The organism is Acinetobacter sp. A22, assembly GCF_030913345.1.
Lineage (GTDB): Bacteria > Pseudomonadota > Gammaproteobacteria > Pseudomonadales > Moraxellaceae > Acinetobacter > Acinetobacter junii.
Genome location: NZ_CP133163.1, coordinates 86,804 through 101,644, shown reverse-complemented (window position 1 = coordinate 101,644; position 14,841 = coordinate 86,804). Strand labels below are relative to the sequence as shown.

General features: G+C 40.6%; 13 protein-coding genes and 3 pseudogenes. 10 read left to right on the top strand and 6 right to left on the bottom strand.

Features of this window, described 5'->3' with window-relative positions; genetic code table 11:
- Positions 1-25 precede the first annotated feature (25 nt).
- From Q9Q86_RS16830 to Q9Q86_RS16790, 9 genes and pseudogenes are all read left to right on the top strand, one after another.
- Positions 26-1,225 carry a TolC family protein gene (locus tag Q9Q86_RS16830; RefSeq protein WP_112987543.1) on the top strand — a complete coding sequence of 400 codons (1,200 nt, stop codon included), beginning with the start codon at positions 26-28 and terminating at the stop codon, positions 1,223-1,225.
- Positions 1,226-1,236: 11 nt separating this feature from the next.
- Complete coding sequence (locus Q9Q86_RS16825) at positions 1,237-2,712, top strand: efflux RND transporter periplasmic adaptor subunit (RefSeq protein WP_112987542.1); 1,476 nt, start codon at positions 1,237-1,239, stop codon at positions 2,710-2,712.
- Between the two features lie 12 nt (positions 2,713-2,724).
- Positions 2,725-5,853 (top strand): efflux RND transporter permease subunit, encoded by a 3,129-nt coding sequence (locus tag Q9Q86_RS16820; protein WP_112987541.1) that lies wholly within the window; start codon positions 2,725-2,727, stop codon positions 5,851-5,853.
- Positions 5,854-5,864: 11 nt separating this feature from the next.
- Entirely contained in the window at positions 5,865-6,239 is a 375-nt protein-coding gene (locus Q9Q86_RS16815) for a hypothetical protein (RefSeq protein ID WP_004761005.1), read from the top strand.
- 5 nt (positions 6,240-6,244) lie between these two features.
- On the top strand, positions 6,245-6,958 hold the full coding sequence (locus tag Q9Q86_RS16810; RefSeq protein ID WP_004761006.1) for a HupE/UreJ family protein: 714 nt from the start codon (positions 6,245-6,247) through the stop codon (positions 6,956-6,958).
- 11 nt (positions 6,959-6,969) lie between these two features.
- The gene (locus tag Q9Q86_RS16805) at positions 6,970-7,608 is read left to right on the top strand and encodes a hypothetical protein (protein ID WP_004761007.1); all 639 of its coding nucleotides are present in this window, start codon (positions 6,970-6,972) and stop codon (positions 7,606-7,608) included.
- 81 nt (positions 7,609-7,689) lie between these two features.
- Positions 7,690-8,997, top strand: coding sequence for an MFS transporter (locus Q9Q86_RS16800; RefSeq protein WP_112987540.1), 1,308 nt, complete (start codon positions 7,690-7,692; stop codon positions 8,995-8,997).
- A pseudogene (locus tag Q9Q86_RS16795) lies at positions 8,994-9,152 on the top strand (DedA family protein); the annotation flags it as partial. The gene Q9Q86_RS16800 and the pseudogene Q9Q86_RS16795, both read left to right, overlap by 4 nt.
- Positions 9,148-9,228, top strand: a pseudogene (locus Q9Q86_RS16790) (AAA family ATPase); the annotation flags it as partial. The pseudogenes Q9Q86_RS16795 and Q9Q86_RS16790, both read left to right, overlap by 5 nt.
- A gap of 74 nt (positions 9,229-9,302) precedes the next feature.
- Here the strand turns inward: Q9Q86_RS16790 and Q9Q86_RS16785 are convergent.
- The 5 genes and pseudogenes from Q9Q86_RS16785 to Q9Q86_RS16765 all read right to left on the bottom strand — a co-directional run.
- A pseudogene (locus Q9Q86_RS16785) lies at positions 9,303-9,755 on the bottom strand (alcohol dehydrogenase catalytic domain-containing protein); the annotation flags it as partial.
- Positions 9,756-9,773: 18 nt separating this feature from the next.
- Positions 9,774-10,856: an FAD-dependent oxidoreductase gene (locus Q9Q86_RS16780; protein WP_016165170.1), complete on the bottom strand. Its 1,083-nt coding sequence runs from the start codon at positions 10,854-10,856 to the stop codon at positions 9,774-9,776.
- Positions 10,853-11,536, bottom strand: a complete 684-nt coding sequence (locus Q9Q86_RS16775) for a cupin domain-containing protein (RefSeq protein ID WP_016165171.1) — start codon at positions 11,534-11,536, stop codon at positions 10,853-10,855. Before Q9Q86_RS16775 ends, Q9Q86_RS16780 begins: the two co-directional genes overlap by 4 nt.
- Before the next feature lie 77 nt (positions 11,537-11,613).
- On the bottom strand, positions 11,614-11,955 hold the full coding sequence (locus Q9Q86_RS16770; RefSeq protein ID WP_112987539.1) for a carboxymuconolactone decarboxylase family protein: 342 nt from the start codon (positions 11,953-11,955) through the stop codon (positions 11,614-11,616).
- 41 nt (positions 11,956-11,996) lie between these two features.
- The gene (locus Q9Q86_RS16765; protein ID WP_016165173.1) at positions 11,997-12,767 is read right to left on the bottom strand and encodes an SDR family NAD(P)-dependent oxidoreductase; all 771 of its coding nucleotides are present in this window, start codon (positions 12,765-12,767) and stop codon (positions 11,997-11,999) included.
- Between the two features lie 140 nt (positions 12,768-12,907).
- Between Q9Q86_RS16765 and gcvA the strand changes: the two genes are divergently transcribed.
- Positions 12,908-13,819 (top strand): transcriptional regulator GcvA, encoded by a 912-nt coding sequence (gene gcvA / locus Q9Q86_RS16760; RefSeq protein WP_016165174.1) that lies wholly within the window; start codon positions 12,908-12,910, stop codon positions 13,817-13,819.
- Here gcvA and Q9Q86_RS16755 read toward each other — a convergent pair.
- Positions 13,814-14,797 carry a sigma-54-dependent Fis family transcriptional regulator gene (locus tag Q9Q86_RS16755; protein WP_016165175.1) on the bottom strand — a complete coding sequence of 328 codons (984 nt, stop codon included), beginning with the start codon at positions 14,795-14,797 and terminating at the stop codon, positions 13,814-13,816. The genes gcvA and Q9Q86_RS16755 overlap by 6 nt on opposite strands.
- Between the last annotated feature and the right edge of the window lie 44 nt (positions 14,798-14,841).

Here is a 14,841-nt window from a genome sequence, read left to right as displayed (position 1 = left end):
TCCATTTTTTTGTATAGGTAAAGTCATGTCTAAAAAATATCAGATATTTCTTGCCTGTGGTTTAGTAGCAGCAACGACTCGATTATTTGCAGCATCTGATTACGTTCAGCTACAACAACAGGTAATTTCAAACGATTCAATTTTGAAGAGTTTGCAACAGTCTCAACACGCATATGCCATAAATCAGAAATATGCCGGTAGACTTAATAATCCTACGTTTAATCTTGAATTAGACAATTTAGGTAATTCAGACCTTAAAGATCTTGATGGGCCAACGACTATGATTGGTTTGTCCCAGGATATTCCTCTCAATAATAAACGCGCTTTGCGTAGGCAGTTGGCAGGGTTTCAAGGGAATAATAACCAATTTGAGGCATTGAAGCGTCAGGCTGAATTAAAAGCCGATTTCCGTGTTTGTATGTCAAATTGGTATGCGGCTTCAAAACGGGTAGAAATTTATTCTACCGAAAGCAAGATGAACGCGAGACAAGCCCATGTTCTGAATGAAAAATTGAAGTTTGGCAGAGTAATTCCATCTGATGTTCAATTGAGTTCAGCTTTATCGTCTGAATCAAAACTACGTTATCAGAACGAAGTGAAGAAAGTTCAATTTCAAAAAAATCTGTGTTCCAAATTCATATCTGTATTACCTGATCAAGCAATAGAAGTTCCTTTAAGCATTAACTTTGCCGATAAAGTGAGCTTATCTGAACAAGAAGCCTTGCTTAAAACTCAACTGGCTAAAACCCAGTATGAATTAGCTAAAAAAGAAGCCGTGCCAGATATTACGCTGGGTTTAGGGGTAAGGAACTATCAGGAGACCAATGATCAAGTTTTCTTAGTTTCTACATCTATTCCCCTATCTGTTTTTAATCGAAATAAGGGGAGCATTGCACTTGCACAAGCGGAGCAAGTACATGCAGAAACTCGTTCTATTCTCGTAAACCGTAACTCCAAAATTGAATTAGAAAATAAGTCTATTGAAGTATCGAACCTGATTGATTCGATCAAAAATTATGATCAGTCCATACTTCCTGCCACCAAAGAAAGTTTGAGAATTGCTGAAATGGGGTATCAGGCAGGAAAGATTTCTTTACTTGAATTCAATACTATTAAGCAAATTTGGTTGGATAAACATCTCGCTCGATTCGATTTGTGGTTGGCTTTGCAAAATCAAATTGCAGAGGTTGAACGAAATTATGTGACCAATTTAGATCAAGAATAAGGCCTGAAAATATGAATAAACCAACCAATACTTTAATTACTACAGGTGTTATCGCTTTATTAGTCGTTTTATGTGCAATCGCTTGGTACAAAACGGGTAATAAAGCCGAAACTTCAAGTCATAATGAGGTGACTGAAGAAAAAGTTGCTGTAGCAGGAGATGAAAAAGGCCCGCATGGGGGCCGTTTATATCGCGATGGTGATTTTGCTGCTGAAGTCAAAATCTTCGAGGAAGGGGTAGAGCCTCATTTACGGGTGTATGGCTACTTTAAAGATAAGCCATTAAAACCTGAAGAGATTAGTGCCAATATTTTTATCCAGCGTCTTGATGCAGAACAAACCATATCATTTAAGCCTGAAAGCGATTATCTGATTGGGAATGAAATTGTCTATGAGCCACATTCATTCTTGATGGTGATCAATGTTGATTATCAAGGTAAAAAACATACTTGGAAATGGGATACCAAAGAGGGACGAGTCACTATGCTTGATAGCAGTATCAAGAGCAGTGGTTTGGAACTTTTAAAAGTTGAACCCATGATGTTTGAAAATGCACTCGAACTCAAAGGTGAACTGAAATTTCCTGATAATTTTGAAAGTTTTATTACCCCTAAAGCGAGCGGAACATTAATAAAAACGTACCGTTCAATTGGCGATCAAGTGAATCAGGGGGATCTTTTGGCGACTGTACAAAGTCCGGATTTAATTCGTCTTAATGCGGAACGTACTCTTGCATTGGATACCTTACAATTTGCCCGTAAAAAGATGGAGCAGGAACGAGCTTTATTCCAAAAGCGTGTTTCACCTGAAATTGATTACATCAATGCCAAACGTGAATTTGAAAATACTCAGACTAGGGCTAATGAACTCAATAGTTTAATCAGCTCTTATGGAGGTGCGGGTAATGGAACAATTGAAGTCAGAGCCGCAATGTCAGGTACGATTTTACAAGTGCTTGGAGCAGTTGGTTCTAATGTAACGCCATCATCTCCATTGTTCAAAATAGCTAATACATCTCAGTTGCTTGCTGTGGTTAATGTACCAGCAGATAAATTAGATGCTATAAATCCAAACAATAAAGTAACTGTTAAGCCTCAAACTCAAACAGGCACAGAAGAAGCGTTGGGACGTATCAAATATATCAGTGATGTGATTGATCCAAAAACACGAACTGCGCAAGTCTTTATTGAAATTCCAAACCAGTTTAAATGGCGTTCAGGGCAGTTAATCACTGCACAAATCTTTGAAAACCAGAGCATGAAACCGATGGTTGTCCGTGAAGATGCTTTGCAAAACTTCCGTGATTGGGATGTGGTGTTTATTCGTGTCGGGAATGACTTTGAAGCACGTCCTCTAGAGTTAGGCGATAAATTTAATGGTTTTGTTGAAGTTAAATCTGGTCTAAAAGCAGGGCAGATTTATGCAGCAGGTAATTCTTATTTATTAAAAGCAGAGCTGGGTAAATCTGGCGCTACTCATGATCATTAAGGAGTAGCGTTTATGTTTGACCAAATTGTAAAGCTCTCGATAAAGAATCGTTGGCTGGTACTGATCATTTTCCTATTCATAGGGGCATTTGGCGTTTACAACTATTTTAAACTGCCCATTGATGCTGTACCCGATATTACCAACGTACAAGTTCAAATTAACAGTGAGGCCCAGGGCTTATCTCCAACCGAGATGGAATCCCAGGTCACCTACCCCATTGAAACGGCTTTGGCTGGTATTCCTAATCTGGACTATACCCGATCAGTATCCAGATACGGCTTATCTCAAGTGACTGCGATTTTTAAGGAAGGCACGGACATTTACTTTGCCCGTCAGCTAGTGAATGAAAAGTTGCAAGGGGTTACACCAAGTCTTCCAGGAGGTATATCGACTTCTATGGGTCCTGTTTCTACAGGACTTGGCGAAATCTTCATGTACACGGTGGAAAATGCAAAAAACAACCCGACTCCACTTTCACCGACTGAATTGCGAACACTTCAGGATTGGGTGATCAAGCCTCAGCTTCGAAATGTCGAAGGTGTGAATGAAATCAATACGATTGGTGGCTATTTAAAACAATTTGTTGTACAGCCCGACTATGCGTATTTACGAAGTATTGGTCTAGATCAAAAGACTATTTTGGATGCTATTTCTAAAAATAGCATGAATAAAGGTTCAGGCTATATTGAGAAGAATGGTGAGCAGTACTTGATACGTTCTGATTCTCAAATCAGTTCGATTGAACAAATTCAGAATATTCCGATCACCACAAGCAATGGTTATATTTTGCGTTTAAAAGATGTAGCTAAGATTTCTATTGGACATGAACTCCGTACAGGTGCTGCAACAAAAGATAGCCAGGAAATCGTGCTGGGTACAGCTTTTATGCTGATTGGAGAAAACTCTCGTAATGTCGCTCATGCAGTAGATCAAAAATTACAGCAAGTCCAAAAGTCTTTACCTGAAGGTGTTGAAGCCAAAGCAGTATATAACCGTACGACATTAGTTGATGCCACGATTGAAACCGTGAAGAAGAATTTGCTCGAAGGTGCAATTCTGGTCATTGTCGTGTTGTTCATTTTTCTGGGTCATTTCCGTGCTGCACTGATTACCGCAATGGTGATACCACTGTCTATGCTGATGACCATAACAGGTATGGTGAATCAGAAAATTAGTGCAAATTTAATGAGCTTAGGGGCTTTGGACTTCGGGATCATTGTAGATGGTGCCGTGGTAATTGTTGAAGCCTCACTTGCCAAATTGGCGATGAAGCAGAAAGAATTAGGACGAATACTCACCCGTCAAGAACGATTCACGACGGTTTTTGAAGCGACTAAGGAATCACGAAAAGCCATTCTCTATGGTCAGTTGATCATCATCTTGGTGTATCTGCCTGTCATGACGCTTACTGGTGTTGAAGGCAAGATGTTTACACCGATGGCAGCTACAGTTGTTATGGCTCTCGTGGCTGCAATGGTTCTTTCGATTACTTTTGTTCCTGCAATGGTGGCTTTGGTCACGACAGGCGAAATTAAGGAAGAGGAATCGAAGATTGTTCATTTCATTAAGAAAGTTTATAGCCCAATTTTAGATTGGTCTTTGAGTCATCGTTATAAGCTGATCGCGTTCGTAGCAATTTTCTTTGTATTCAGTGCGAGTCTTTCAACTCGTTTAGGTTCCGAATTTATTCCCTCATTAGATGAAGGTGATGTGGCATTACATGCACTTCGAATTCCTGGAACTTCTTTAACTCAAGCTGTTGAAATGCAGTATGCGCTTGAAAAAGAAATCGTCAAAATTCCTGAAGTGAAAACCATGTTTGCCAAAGTGGGGACAGCTGAAATTGCGACTGACCCAGTTCCACCAAACGTCGCTGATAATTTTGTGATATTGAAACCACGTAGCGAATGGCCGAATCCTGACAAGGAAAAATCAGCTGTCGTTGCCGATATTGAACGTGTGGCAAAAGGCGTTTATGGCAACAACTATGAGTTCACTCAGCCGATTCAAATGCGTTTTAACGAACTGATTTCAGGTGTCCGTACAGATGTTGCAGTGAAGATTTATGGTGATGATTTAGATCAGTTGCTTGAATCTGCAAATGCTGCAGCGAAAATTTTAGAAGGTGTGAACGGTACAGCTGACTTGAAAGTTGAACAGATGTCGGGACTGCCAATGGTGTCTGTTGAACTCAAGAAAGACATGATTGCGAACTATGGGCTAGATGCAGAAGATGTGCAAAAGCACGTTTCTAATCTAATCACCGGTGAAACAGCAGGTAAAGTATTTGAGGGTGATCGTAAGTTCGATATTGTTGTGCGGATGGATCAAAACTCAGTAACTGACCTGGAAAAACTGTATCAAATTCCTGTCAGTTTGCCTGATGGTTCAAGTGTATTGTTGTCCGAATTGATTGAATTGAAGAATATTCAAGGACCCAACCAAATTTCTCGTGAAAATGGTAAACGTCGTATTGTGATCACGGCAAACGTGCGTGGTACTGATATCGGTAGTTACATTGCTGATGCACAATCAAAATTAAACTCTGATTTCCAAATGCCAGAAGGTTACTGGCTCACTTGGGGCGGTACTTTTGAACAAATGGAGTCCGCCTCTAATCGACTTATGATTGTTGTACCCATCGCTTTGATTTTGATATTTGCAATGATTTATATGGCCTTAGGCAATATCAGAAATAGTGTGCTGGTCTTTACTGGTGTGCCTTTTGCATTAACGGGTGGCGTCATTGCTTTAGCCCTCCGTGATATTCCTTTCTCTATCTCGGCTGCTGTTGGTTTTATTGCTTTATCGGGTGTTGCAGTACTCAATGGTTTGGTACTCGTATCGGCCATTCAGAGATTGCGTGATCAGGGTGAAGGGCTGATTGATGCAGTAAAACATGGTGCATTAGAACGTTTGCGGCCAGTGCTGATTACTGCACTGGTTGCCTCTTTGGGCTTTATCCCTATGGCTTTAAACGTGGGGATTGGTTCAGAAGTACAGCGTCCAATTGCAACCGTTGTTATAGGGGGAATTATTTCCTCAACGCTACTTACCTTGATTATTCTGCCCACCCTGTATGTTTGGTTTAACCAAGCTCTTCAGAAAAAATCTGACGATTTCGCTGAGCAGAAAGGGTAGAGAAGTTCAATATGATGGCAATAGTGCAAGATTCAAAAATGAGATATGTGATGATGTGGCTGGTTTGCATCATCAGTCTTGCACTATGTCTGCATTTTAACGAGCATGCGACTGAAAACCGCTTTCAAGAGCATGCCTATGTAGATGTGATTCATACTCATCATCATGAGGTAAATCAGCAACATTCACATCATCATCAAGATACCTATTACGAACATTTTTCTAATGTTGCATCTCTCAAAGAAATAGCACTCATCTTGCTTCTGTTAGGTGCGCAAATATTTGACCGTACGAAGAAATACGCTCTATTGCTTGCAAGTCGTATTTTTAAACCTCCAAAAAAAATCATGAGTTTTTTGAACCATTTTTTAATTTTTGGAGTTTGATTTAGATGCAAATTATTGATTCACATTATGTGAAGCTCAAAACCTATTTAAAGCTGTTGATTGCTTTAGGTATGGTCTTGATAAGTCCTGCACTTTTTGCTCATGGAGTTGCAGAGGGTGACAAAGGCTATATACAGGAAATCTACGGTGTTCATGTGATCCCCTTTATTTATCTGGGCGCCAAACACATGGTTACAGGTTATGACCATTTATTATTTCTGGTCGGTATTATTTTCTTCTTATACCGTATGAAAGATATTGGTTTGTATGTCAGCCTGTTCGCCATCGGTCATTCAGTTACCATGCTGATAGGGGTGTATTACAACATTTCGATGAATGCATACATTATTGATGCAATCATTGGTTTTTCTATTGTTTATAAAGCTTTAGATAATTTAGGTGCTTATCAGCGCTGGTTTGGATTCCAGCCCAATACAAAAATTGCCACGCTGATTTTTGGTTTGATTCACGGCTTTGGTTTAGCTGTAAAAATTCAGGAATATGAAGTGCCAGATGATGGCCTGCTTGCGAATCTGATCTCTTTCAACATCGGGGTCGAATTAGGGCAACTCATGGCATTAGCCATCATTTTACTGCTTATGACGATGTGGAGAAAAACCCCTTATTTCTTCAAAACAGCATATCAAAGCAATGTCTTCTTGATGTTCCTTGGTTTTCTACTTGTTGGCTACCAACTCACTGGCTTCATTACACAATAAGGATCTAAATTATGTTTAACGCTGAAATTCCAAAAGATGTTGAATTACCCTCTTCAAAGAAACTGATTAAATCCACTGTGGTTGCTGCGGTGAGTGCCGTTGTTGTTCTTGTGACTTGTGTAATGCCAGCCGAATACGCTATTGACCCTACTGGTGTCGGTAAAGTTTTGGGTTTAACCAAAATGGGGGAAATCAAGCAATCTTTAGCGGCTGAATCAGAGAATGGAATGGGAGAGACCCCTCAGATCCCTTCAGTAAATACTGCTAATAGTTCGGTTGCTCAGGCTGCTGTAACAAATGATAGCTCAAATACAATGCCCGCTATTAAGAAAGAATCGATCTCTATCGAATTAAAACCTAACCAGGCAACTGAAGTTAAGTTGGCTATGCCTAAAGATGCAAGTGTAAGCTTTGATTGGAAATCTTCAGGTGGTGGTCTGAACTATGACACGCATGGCGATCCTGTAAATGCGCCAAAAGACTTTTATCATGGTTACGGTAAAGGTAAAAATGAAACTGAGCAATCTGGAACATTAACCGCAGCCTTTGATGGTAAGCATGGTTGGTTCTGGCGTAATCGTACTGAAAGTACAGTAACGGTCACTTTAAACGTAGAAGGTCAATTCAGTGAAATGAAGAAGGTCTTCTAAGTTTTAATCAATCTCCTTGGACTAAACTCCAAGGAGATTCTAATTAGCATAAATATTAGGTTCTAAATAGGAGTCCCTAAAATGCTAGAAGTTTTAAAAAATACAACATATCGGCATTTGTTCTTAGCCCAAGTCATTGCTTTGATTGGTACGGGACTCATTACTATTGCTCTAGCTTTACAGGCTTATGACATCGCAAAAGGGCAGGCAGCGCAGGTCCTGGGTATTGCCTTGGCAATTAAAATGATTGCTTATATTGGGGTCGCACCCATTGCTTCCGCATTTGCTGAAAGATTACCGAGAAAAAAAGTTTTGGTGGGCTTAGATGTCATTCGAGCTTTAACCGCATTGTGTCTGCCTTTCGTGACTCAAATCTGGCAAATCTATATTTTGATCTTTATTCTTCAGTCTGCCTCAGCTGCTTTTACCCCCACATTTCAAGCCATGATTCCTGATGTATTGCCCATAGAAGAAGAGTATACAAACGCGCTGTCTCTATCACGATTGGCCTACGACCTAGAAAATATTATAAGTCCAATGCTGGCAGGCTTGTTACTCACTGTGATGAGTTATCACAACTTGTTTTTGGGAACTGTGGTTGGATTTATTGGTTCGGCACTATTTGTAGTCAGTGCAAAATTACCAAATGCGAAAATGCCGGAGTTTATCGGGGTATATAACCGAATCAAACAAGGCGCAAAAATATATTTCAGAACACCCCGCCTAAAAGCCTTACTCGCTTTAAATCTGGCTATTGCTTCAGCCAGTGCGGTTGTCATTGTCAATACGGTTTTTTTAGTTCAAACGACATTTGAATTAACTGAACAGGCGACTACTTGGGCATTTGGTTTATTTGGATTAGGCTCAATGCTTGCTGCATTTGCATTACCAAAAATATTAGATAAATTGAATGATAGAACTGTCATGCTTTCAGGCACTGTGGTTCTCGTCGTTGGATTGTTTAGCGGTTACTTTATTTCTGCCTATACTGGGCTATTAGCCCTCTGGTTTATATTAGGTATTGGTTATTCAGTTTCTCAAACACCAACCGGACGTCTTATTAGAAAGTCTGCATCAAGTGAAAATCGAACAGCGCTATTTGCAGCTCAATTTGCATTTTCACATGCCTGCTGGCTAATCACTTATCCATTAGTGGGCTGGTTAAGTACAAGCTTTGGAACGCTTATAACTTTTTTGCCTATGGCATTCATCGCCTTGGTATCAATAGTCGTCGCGTTTGTTATCTGGCCAAAAAACGATAATTTAGTTTTAGAACATACTCATCTTGATTTACCAGAAGATCACGAGCATTTATTGCAGCACAACTATAAAGGTAAGCATGAACATGAATTTATGATTGATAGCTATCACCAGCACTGGCCTAAATAGTGGCTTATATTTTTTTATTCTTAAGTGCATTTGGGGCAGCAACATTACTGCCTCTTCAATCAGAATCTGTATTGGCAGGAATGCTAATATTGGGAGAATATTCACCGGTTTTACTTATAGGTGTGGCAACGCTAGGGAATGTATTAGGTTCATGTAGTACAAATATCGGGTGAGAGTTATCGTTTGAGGGATAAAAAAAGAATTGGGATTCAGCCCCAGGTTGAAACTTAATACGAGATCAAAGGGGTCAATTTTACTTAGCCATTTTTAAGGTAAAAGGGGTCAATTTTAGAATGCCGTTGACAAGCACACACCAAAGGTGCAGCTTCAACTGAACTTAGTTCATCAGGAATAGTCACTAATCCTGTTTCTTTGGCAAGTAGCATTTCTGCATAGCCACCATCATGGCTACTCCCCATAACAGGCTGGTTGTTGCAGAGATTAAATAAACCCTGACGACATTCAGCACAGTGATTGCAATGTCCGCCTAGGCGACTGACTCCAACTCGCTGACCAATTTTCCAATAGGATGAGGAATCTGCAATAGCAATAATCCGCCCAACCACTTCATGACCTGGCACACGGGGATATTGAAAATCAGGATTGCTACTTTCGACTGTGGTGGCATCTGCACCACAGATGCCACAGGCTTCCACCGCAATCAGAACCTCACCTACCTGTGGTGTGGGAATATTTCGTTCAACCATTTCCAGTTTACCAAACTGGCTTACCTGTACGGCTTTATAAGTCTTTTGCATAAATATGCCTATTGAATTTTATAAGAGTTGTTGAATACGCTGAACACCAATCTGAGCAGCATCTATCGCCCCTGCTAAATAGCCTGAATAGTGCTGTGACCATTCGCTAGCAATGCCAATGATACGGTTATGCCAAATTTGGTCATTCGGGGTATTTTCAGGTGCTACTCCATGAGAGACAGCAGGGTTTTTCCAGTCATCTTCAGTGGCGGTAAAATTGTCTGCTGACCAGTCTTTGATATATTCATATTCAGGGGTTGCAGCTTCTGAACCAAACAGGCGAACCAGTTGTGCCCGACAATGTGCCATCAAGTCTGCCTCACTGACTTTTTTACGAACGCTTGCAGGAATACCCAGAAAACCAAATAAGGCGGCATGACCATTGGATGTAGACGCATCGTGAATTTCACCCATAGGGCCAACATGGCTACTGGCTTGACCAGACAAGCCCTGTTTTCTCCAAAAAGCTTCAGGATAAACTGCCACATACTTGGCATGGGGAGCCATCCATGTCGCAGTGTGTTTCCACTGGCTCAGTAATGCAGGGGGCAAGGCTGGAGAGAATAAAATGTGTTGAGCAGTTAGACGAGGTGCAAGCGCAATTAGGATATAATCTGCTTCAATAATTGTTTCATCACCCGCCTGATTCTGAGTGGTTAAATGAAGTGGTGCTTGTTCTTGTTGAGTAATATGAGTGACCTGTTGTTGAGTCATAATTTTTTGTGCAGGAATTTGTTGGGCTAAGCCATGAATCAGGCTGCTCATTCCACCCTCAAGGCGAATCGAGGGTGTCGATGCCCAAGGACTTGATAACTGTACAGGGGGTATTCCTCTTTGCTTTTCAAAGACCAACTTACCCTTTTCAAACTGTTCGGAAAACGTCAATTCCAATTGATGTACCAGTCGCATTAGATCAGGATTGAGGTCAGGCCAGATCCATGTTGCACCTAAATCAAATCCTCGCTCTGAATAGACACGTCCTCCTAAACGCTCTCTCGCTTCCAGTACAACATAGTCGGTGATTTTAGCTTGCTCCAGTAAATAGGCAGCATAAAGGCCACTTAATCCTGCGCCAATAATGGCAATCTTGGTCTGTATCATGACTGCTGCTCCATAAATTTTTGGGCAGAGGAAAGATGGCCTGTTTTTACATACAGCATTGCGCCTATTTCACTTGCATAAAAACTATGGCTACTTTGAAGTGGTAAACGAATCCATGAACCTGTGGGATAACACTCTCCATTTGCAATCAATTCACCCTGTACAATTAAAAGTTCTATCCCATTTAAACTATGTTCATCAAAACTCTGATGTGGTTTAAGTTTTTCGAGATAGGTATGTTCATCATGCGAGAGGTATAAGGGACAAATCAGACGCTGACCAAGTGTTTGCCAGTTTTCAGGATAATGAGTATTGATACGCACAGTCTCAGTATTAGTCTTGGACATTTGCATGAGTTTGACAAAAATCAGTGTGCCATCTTCACTGGATGGAGTATGTTTTGAACCATCTGGATTGCGTAAATACCAGCCTGCTGGATAATGCTGATCATTATTTTCAGTGAATGTTCCTGAAAGCACCAAAATTTCTTCACCCAATGGATGCTGATGCTCTGGAAAAATGGTGTGTGGTGTATAACGAACCAAACTCGTGGCACGGGCAGTTTCATCTCCAACCCGATCCAGCATAACTCTTTCAACTTCACCACGAGGAGACTTGACCCATTGATAGTCGTTGGGTTTAACCACAGCCATTTGGGAAAAATCAGCGTTAATTAACATGCTTTGTCTCATCCATTCAAAAAGGCAAATATCCTATTGACCTGATGCAGATCAATAGGAGGAAGAATTTAAAAATGTTATTGCTGACTTACGCTATCTACTGCTTCTAAAACACGGGCTGAATAAGTCAGGGCAGTACCAGCATTTAATGCAATTGCCACAGAAAGAGCTTCTGCAATTTCTTCACGGCTCACACCTAGTTCAATCGCTTTTTTAGAATGAACGGCAATACATGCATCACAACGTGTCGTTACAGCGACTGCCAGAGCAATCAATTCATGGGTTTTGGCATCCAGTTTTCCCATCTTGCCAATACTTGGCTCAAGTGAACCAATGGCTTTCATTACATCTGGCGCAAGTTGAGCATATTCACCCACACGTTGTAATAAAGAATCACGATAATTATTCCAGTCTTGCATATTAAATCTCACTTAGCTAAAAGGTTAAAAATAGGTATAAATTAATGACCAGCCATTACACCACCATCAACAGGTAGAATGGTTCCTGTAATCCATGCTGCATTTGTTGAGGCAAGGAATAAAATCGCTTCTGCAACATCGGCAGGCTGACCGTTACGACCTAATGGATGGAACGAGTTAAAAGATGGAAGTGCTTCTTTCACTTGATCATCTGTCATAAAGGTGTTGTACACAGGTGTTTCAACTACAGCAGGAGCAACGGTATTAATACGGATATTCACCTCTGCAAGTTCAATTGCTAAGTTATGAGTTAATGCATGTACACCAGCATTCGCAGCAGAATAGGCAGAAGATGGCGTTGCTTTAACTGCCTGTAATGCCCATAACGAACCTGTTTGAACAATTGCACCGCCACCACGTAACTGCATGGCTTTTGCGGCAGCCTGAGCCATGAAAAACTTGCCTTTTAAGATGATGTCTAGAAATCCGTCATATTCAGATTCAGAGACTTCCAGAAATGGTTTAGGCGCAAAAATGCCAGCATTGTTAATCAGGATATCAACCCCACCAAATTCTGCGGTGGTGAAATCAACAAGTTGTTGTGAAGTTATTGGGGATGCAATGTCCGCAGCAAAATAACGGATATGCTCACCTGTGGCATCAATATCCTGAGCAGCCTGTTTTAACTTATCTTCATTACGTCCAGTAATGACAACATTTGCACCTTCTTTCACTAAGCGAGTGGCAACCTCTTTACCAATACCTGAACCACCACCTGTTACAATCGCTACTTTCAAAGAAAATCTATTCATGACTATGCCATCCTCTATCAATTTTGAGTTTTTCCCTGACATATCTATTCTGTATGTCATTTGCATGGATTGATTTTATGATTCATGTCCTATATAAACAAATGAGATAATCTTGTGATGATTAATAGAAAATCTTTAGAATGAAAACTCCTGTATATCTCAACGCATTAAGAGCTTTTGAGGCTAGTGCCAGACATCAAAGTTTTTCGGCTGCTGCTGATGAACTAAATGTTACCCCTGCGGCAGTAGGACAACTGGTTAAAAGTCTAGAAGATTATCTCGGCATGACCTTGTTTCAGCGGAGTACAGGAGGTAAAGCCAGACTGGTAGCAACTGAAGCGGCATTGTTGGCATTACCTGATATTCGTGCAGGATTCGACAGGCTGATATTTGGACTGGAAAAATTACAGGCTCAAACCTCAACAGGGGTTTTAACTGTTGCCATCAGTCCTGCTTTTGCAGCGAAATGGCTGTTACCAAGAATTGATACTTTTCAACAAGCTTATCCTGAGATTGATATTCGACTGGATACCAATTTAAAGCCTGTGGATTTTGGACGTCATGGTATTGATATTGCAGTGCGATATGGACAAGGCAACTGGTCAGGATTGGTTGCAGAGAAGTTAATGGATGAGGAGGTATTTCCTGTTTGTTCGCCTGCGTTTTATCAGAAGTATCAGCTACAATTACAAGATCCTAAGAGTTTATTAAATCTACCATTAATCCATGATTTAACAATGGATGCCCATTCAGGGTTTACGACTTGGGATACATGGTTACAGTACAATCAGATTAGTGATGAACCGACCCAACGAGGTTTAAAAATCAATAATTCGGCTGCGGTTTTACAGGCAGCCATAGACGGACATGGCGTGGCATTGGCCAGAAGTGTCATGGCAGCAGATGATTTAAAAACGGGGCGATTGATACGATTATATCCTGATATGCAATGTTCATCTGTATTGGCGTATTACATGGTGTATCGGGAAGAATGTCAGAATATGCCGAAACTGGTGGCATTTAAGACATGGCTGACGGAAGCACAACTATAAATTAAACAACTTTCGATAACGCCATAATGTAGTTCGGCTGATATTAAGGGCTTGAGCTGTTAAAGCGAAGTCATATTGATATTTGACTAACATCTTTTGCACTGTATCTTTGTTTAGCTTTCCCTTTTGTGGTGATGGCTCTAATGAATTGATGCATTCACTGTGGTATTGGGTATGACTGATTTCATCGGGTAAATCCATGACTTCAATATGAGATTGACCATTTGCCATCGTCAGTGCATAGAGCAGCGTATTTTTAAGTTCTCGTACATTGCCAGGCCAGTCATAATTTATCAATACTTCGATTGCCTGTTGTGTAAGTCTAGGTGTGGTGTTTAAACTTTCCTGTTGTTCTTTTAAAATTGCTTCGGCAATGAGGGGAATATCCTGTTTACGCTCACGTAAAGGCGGTATAAAAATAGGAATCACCCGTAAGCGATAGAGTAAATCCTGTCGAAAATGCCCCAGTCGAGCTTCTTCTCTCAATGCCCGATGGGTTGCAGTAATAATACGCGCATCAGATTTAATGGATTTTTCCCCACCCATTGGAGTAAATTCACCTGTTTCCAGAATACGCAATAACTTGGCTTGTAATTCCAGTGGAATTTCGGCAATTTCATCCAAAAATAATGTGCCACCTGCTGCACGTTCAAATACGCCTTTATGTTCTCTAATTGCCCCTGTAAATGCCCCTTTAACATGTCCAAACAGTTCACTCTCCAGAATATTGGCATTGAGTGCAGCACAGTTAATGGCAATAAAAACCTCATTCTTACGCTGACTGTAATGGTGAATGGCTTGGGCAACCAACTCTTTACCGCTACCAGATTCTCCACGAACCAAAACAGGAAATTCAGTCACCGCTACTTTTTCAATAATTGAATACATATGCCGCATTTCTTTGGAGCAACTATGAAATTTTTGACTTAATTCGAGTTGTATAGGGCTGCATTCGATTTCTTGTGGCTGATGTTTCATATGTTATTTCAGTTGTTGCAACATTTGAAACAATTTATGAAACA

Bases quoted from the DNA above. Each gene is read 5' to 3' on its own strand.
- Q9Q86_RS16830 (WP_112987543.1), top strand. From the start codon at position 26: ATGTCTAAAAAATATCAGATATTTCTTGCCTGTGGTTTAGTAGCAGCA.
- Q9Q86_RS16825 (WP_112987542.1), top strand. From the start codon at position 1,237: ATGAATAAACCAACCAATACTTTAATTACTACAGGTGTTATCGCTTTA.
- Q9Q86_RS16820 (WP_112987541.1), top strand. From the start codon at position 2,725: ATGTTTGACCAAATTGTAAAGCTCTCGATAAAGAATCGTTGGCTGGTA.
- Q9Q86_RS16815 (WP_004761005.1), top strand. From the start codon at position 5,865: ATGATGGCAATAGTGCAAGATTCAAAAATGAGATATGTGATGATGTGG.
- Q9Q86_RS16810 (WP_004761006.1), top strand. From the start codon at position 6,245: ATGCAAATTATTGATTCACATTATGTGAAGCTCAAAACCTATTTAAAG.
- Q9Q86_RS16805 (WP_004761007.1), top strand. From the start codon at position 6,970: ATGTTTAACGCTGAAATTCCAAAAGATGTTGAATTACCCTCTTCAAAG.
- Q9Q86_RS16800 (WP_112987540.1), top strand. From the start codon at position 7,690: ATGCTAGAAGTTTTAAAAAATACAACATATCGGCATTTGTTCTTAGCC.
- Q9Q86_RS16780 (WP_016165170.1), bottom strand. From the start codon at position 10,856: ATGATACAGACCAAGATTGCCATTATTGGCGCAGGATTAAGTGGCCTT.
- Q9Q86_RS16775 (WP_016165171.1), bottom strand. From the start codon at position 11,536: ATGTTAATTAACGCTGATTTTTCCCAAATGGCTGTGGTTAAACCCAAC.
- Q9Q86_RS16770 (WP_112987539.1), bottom strand. From the start codon at position 11,955: ATGCAAGACTGGAATAATTATCGTGATTCTTTATTACAACGTGTGGGT.
- Q9Q86_RS16765 (WP_016165173.1), bottom strand. From the start codon at position 12,767: ATGAATAGATTTTCTTTGAAAGTAGCGATTGTAACAGGTGGTGGTTCA.
- gcvA (WP_016165174.1), top strand. From the start codon at position 12,908: ATGAAAACTCCTGTATATCTCAACGCATTAAGAGCTTTTGAGGCTAGT.
- Q9Q86_RS16755 (WP_016165175.1), bottom strand. From the start codon at position 14,797: ATGAAACATCAGCCACAAGAAATCGAATGCAGCCCTATACAACTCGAA.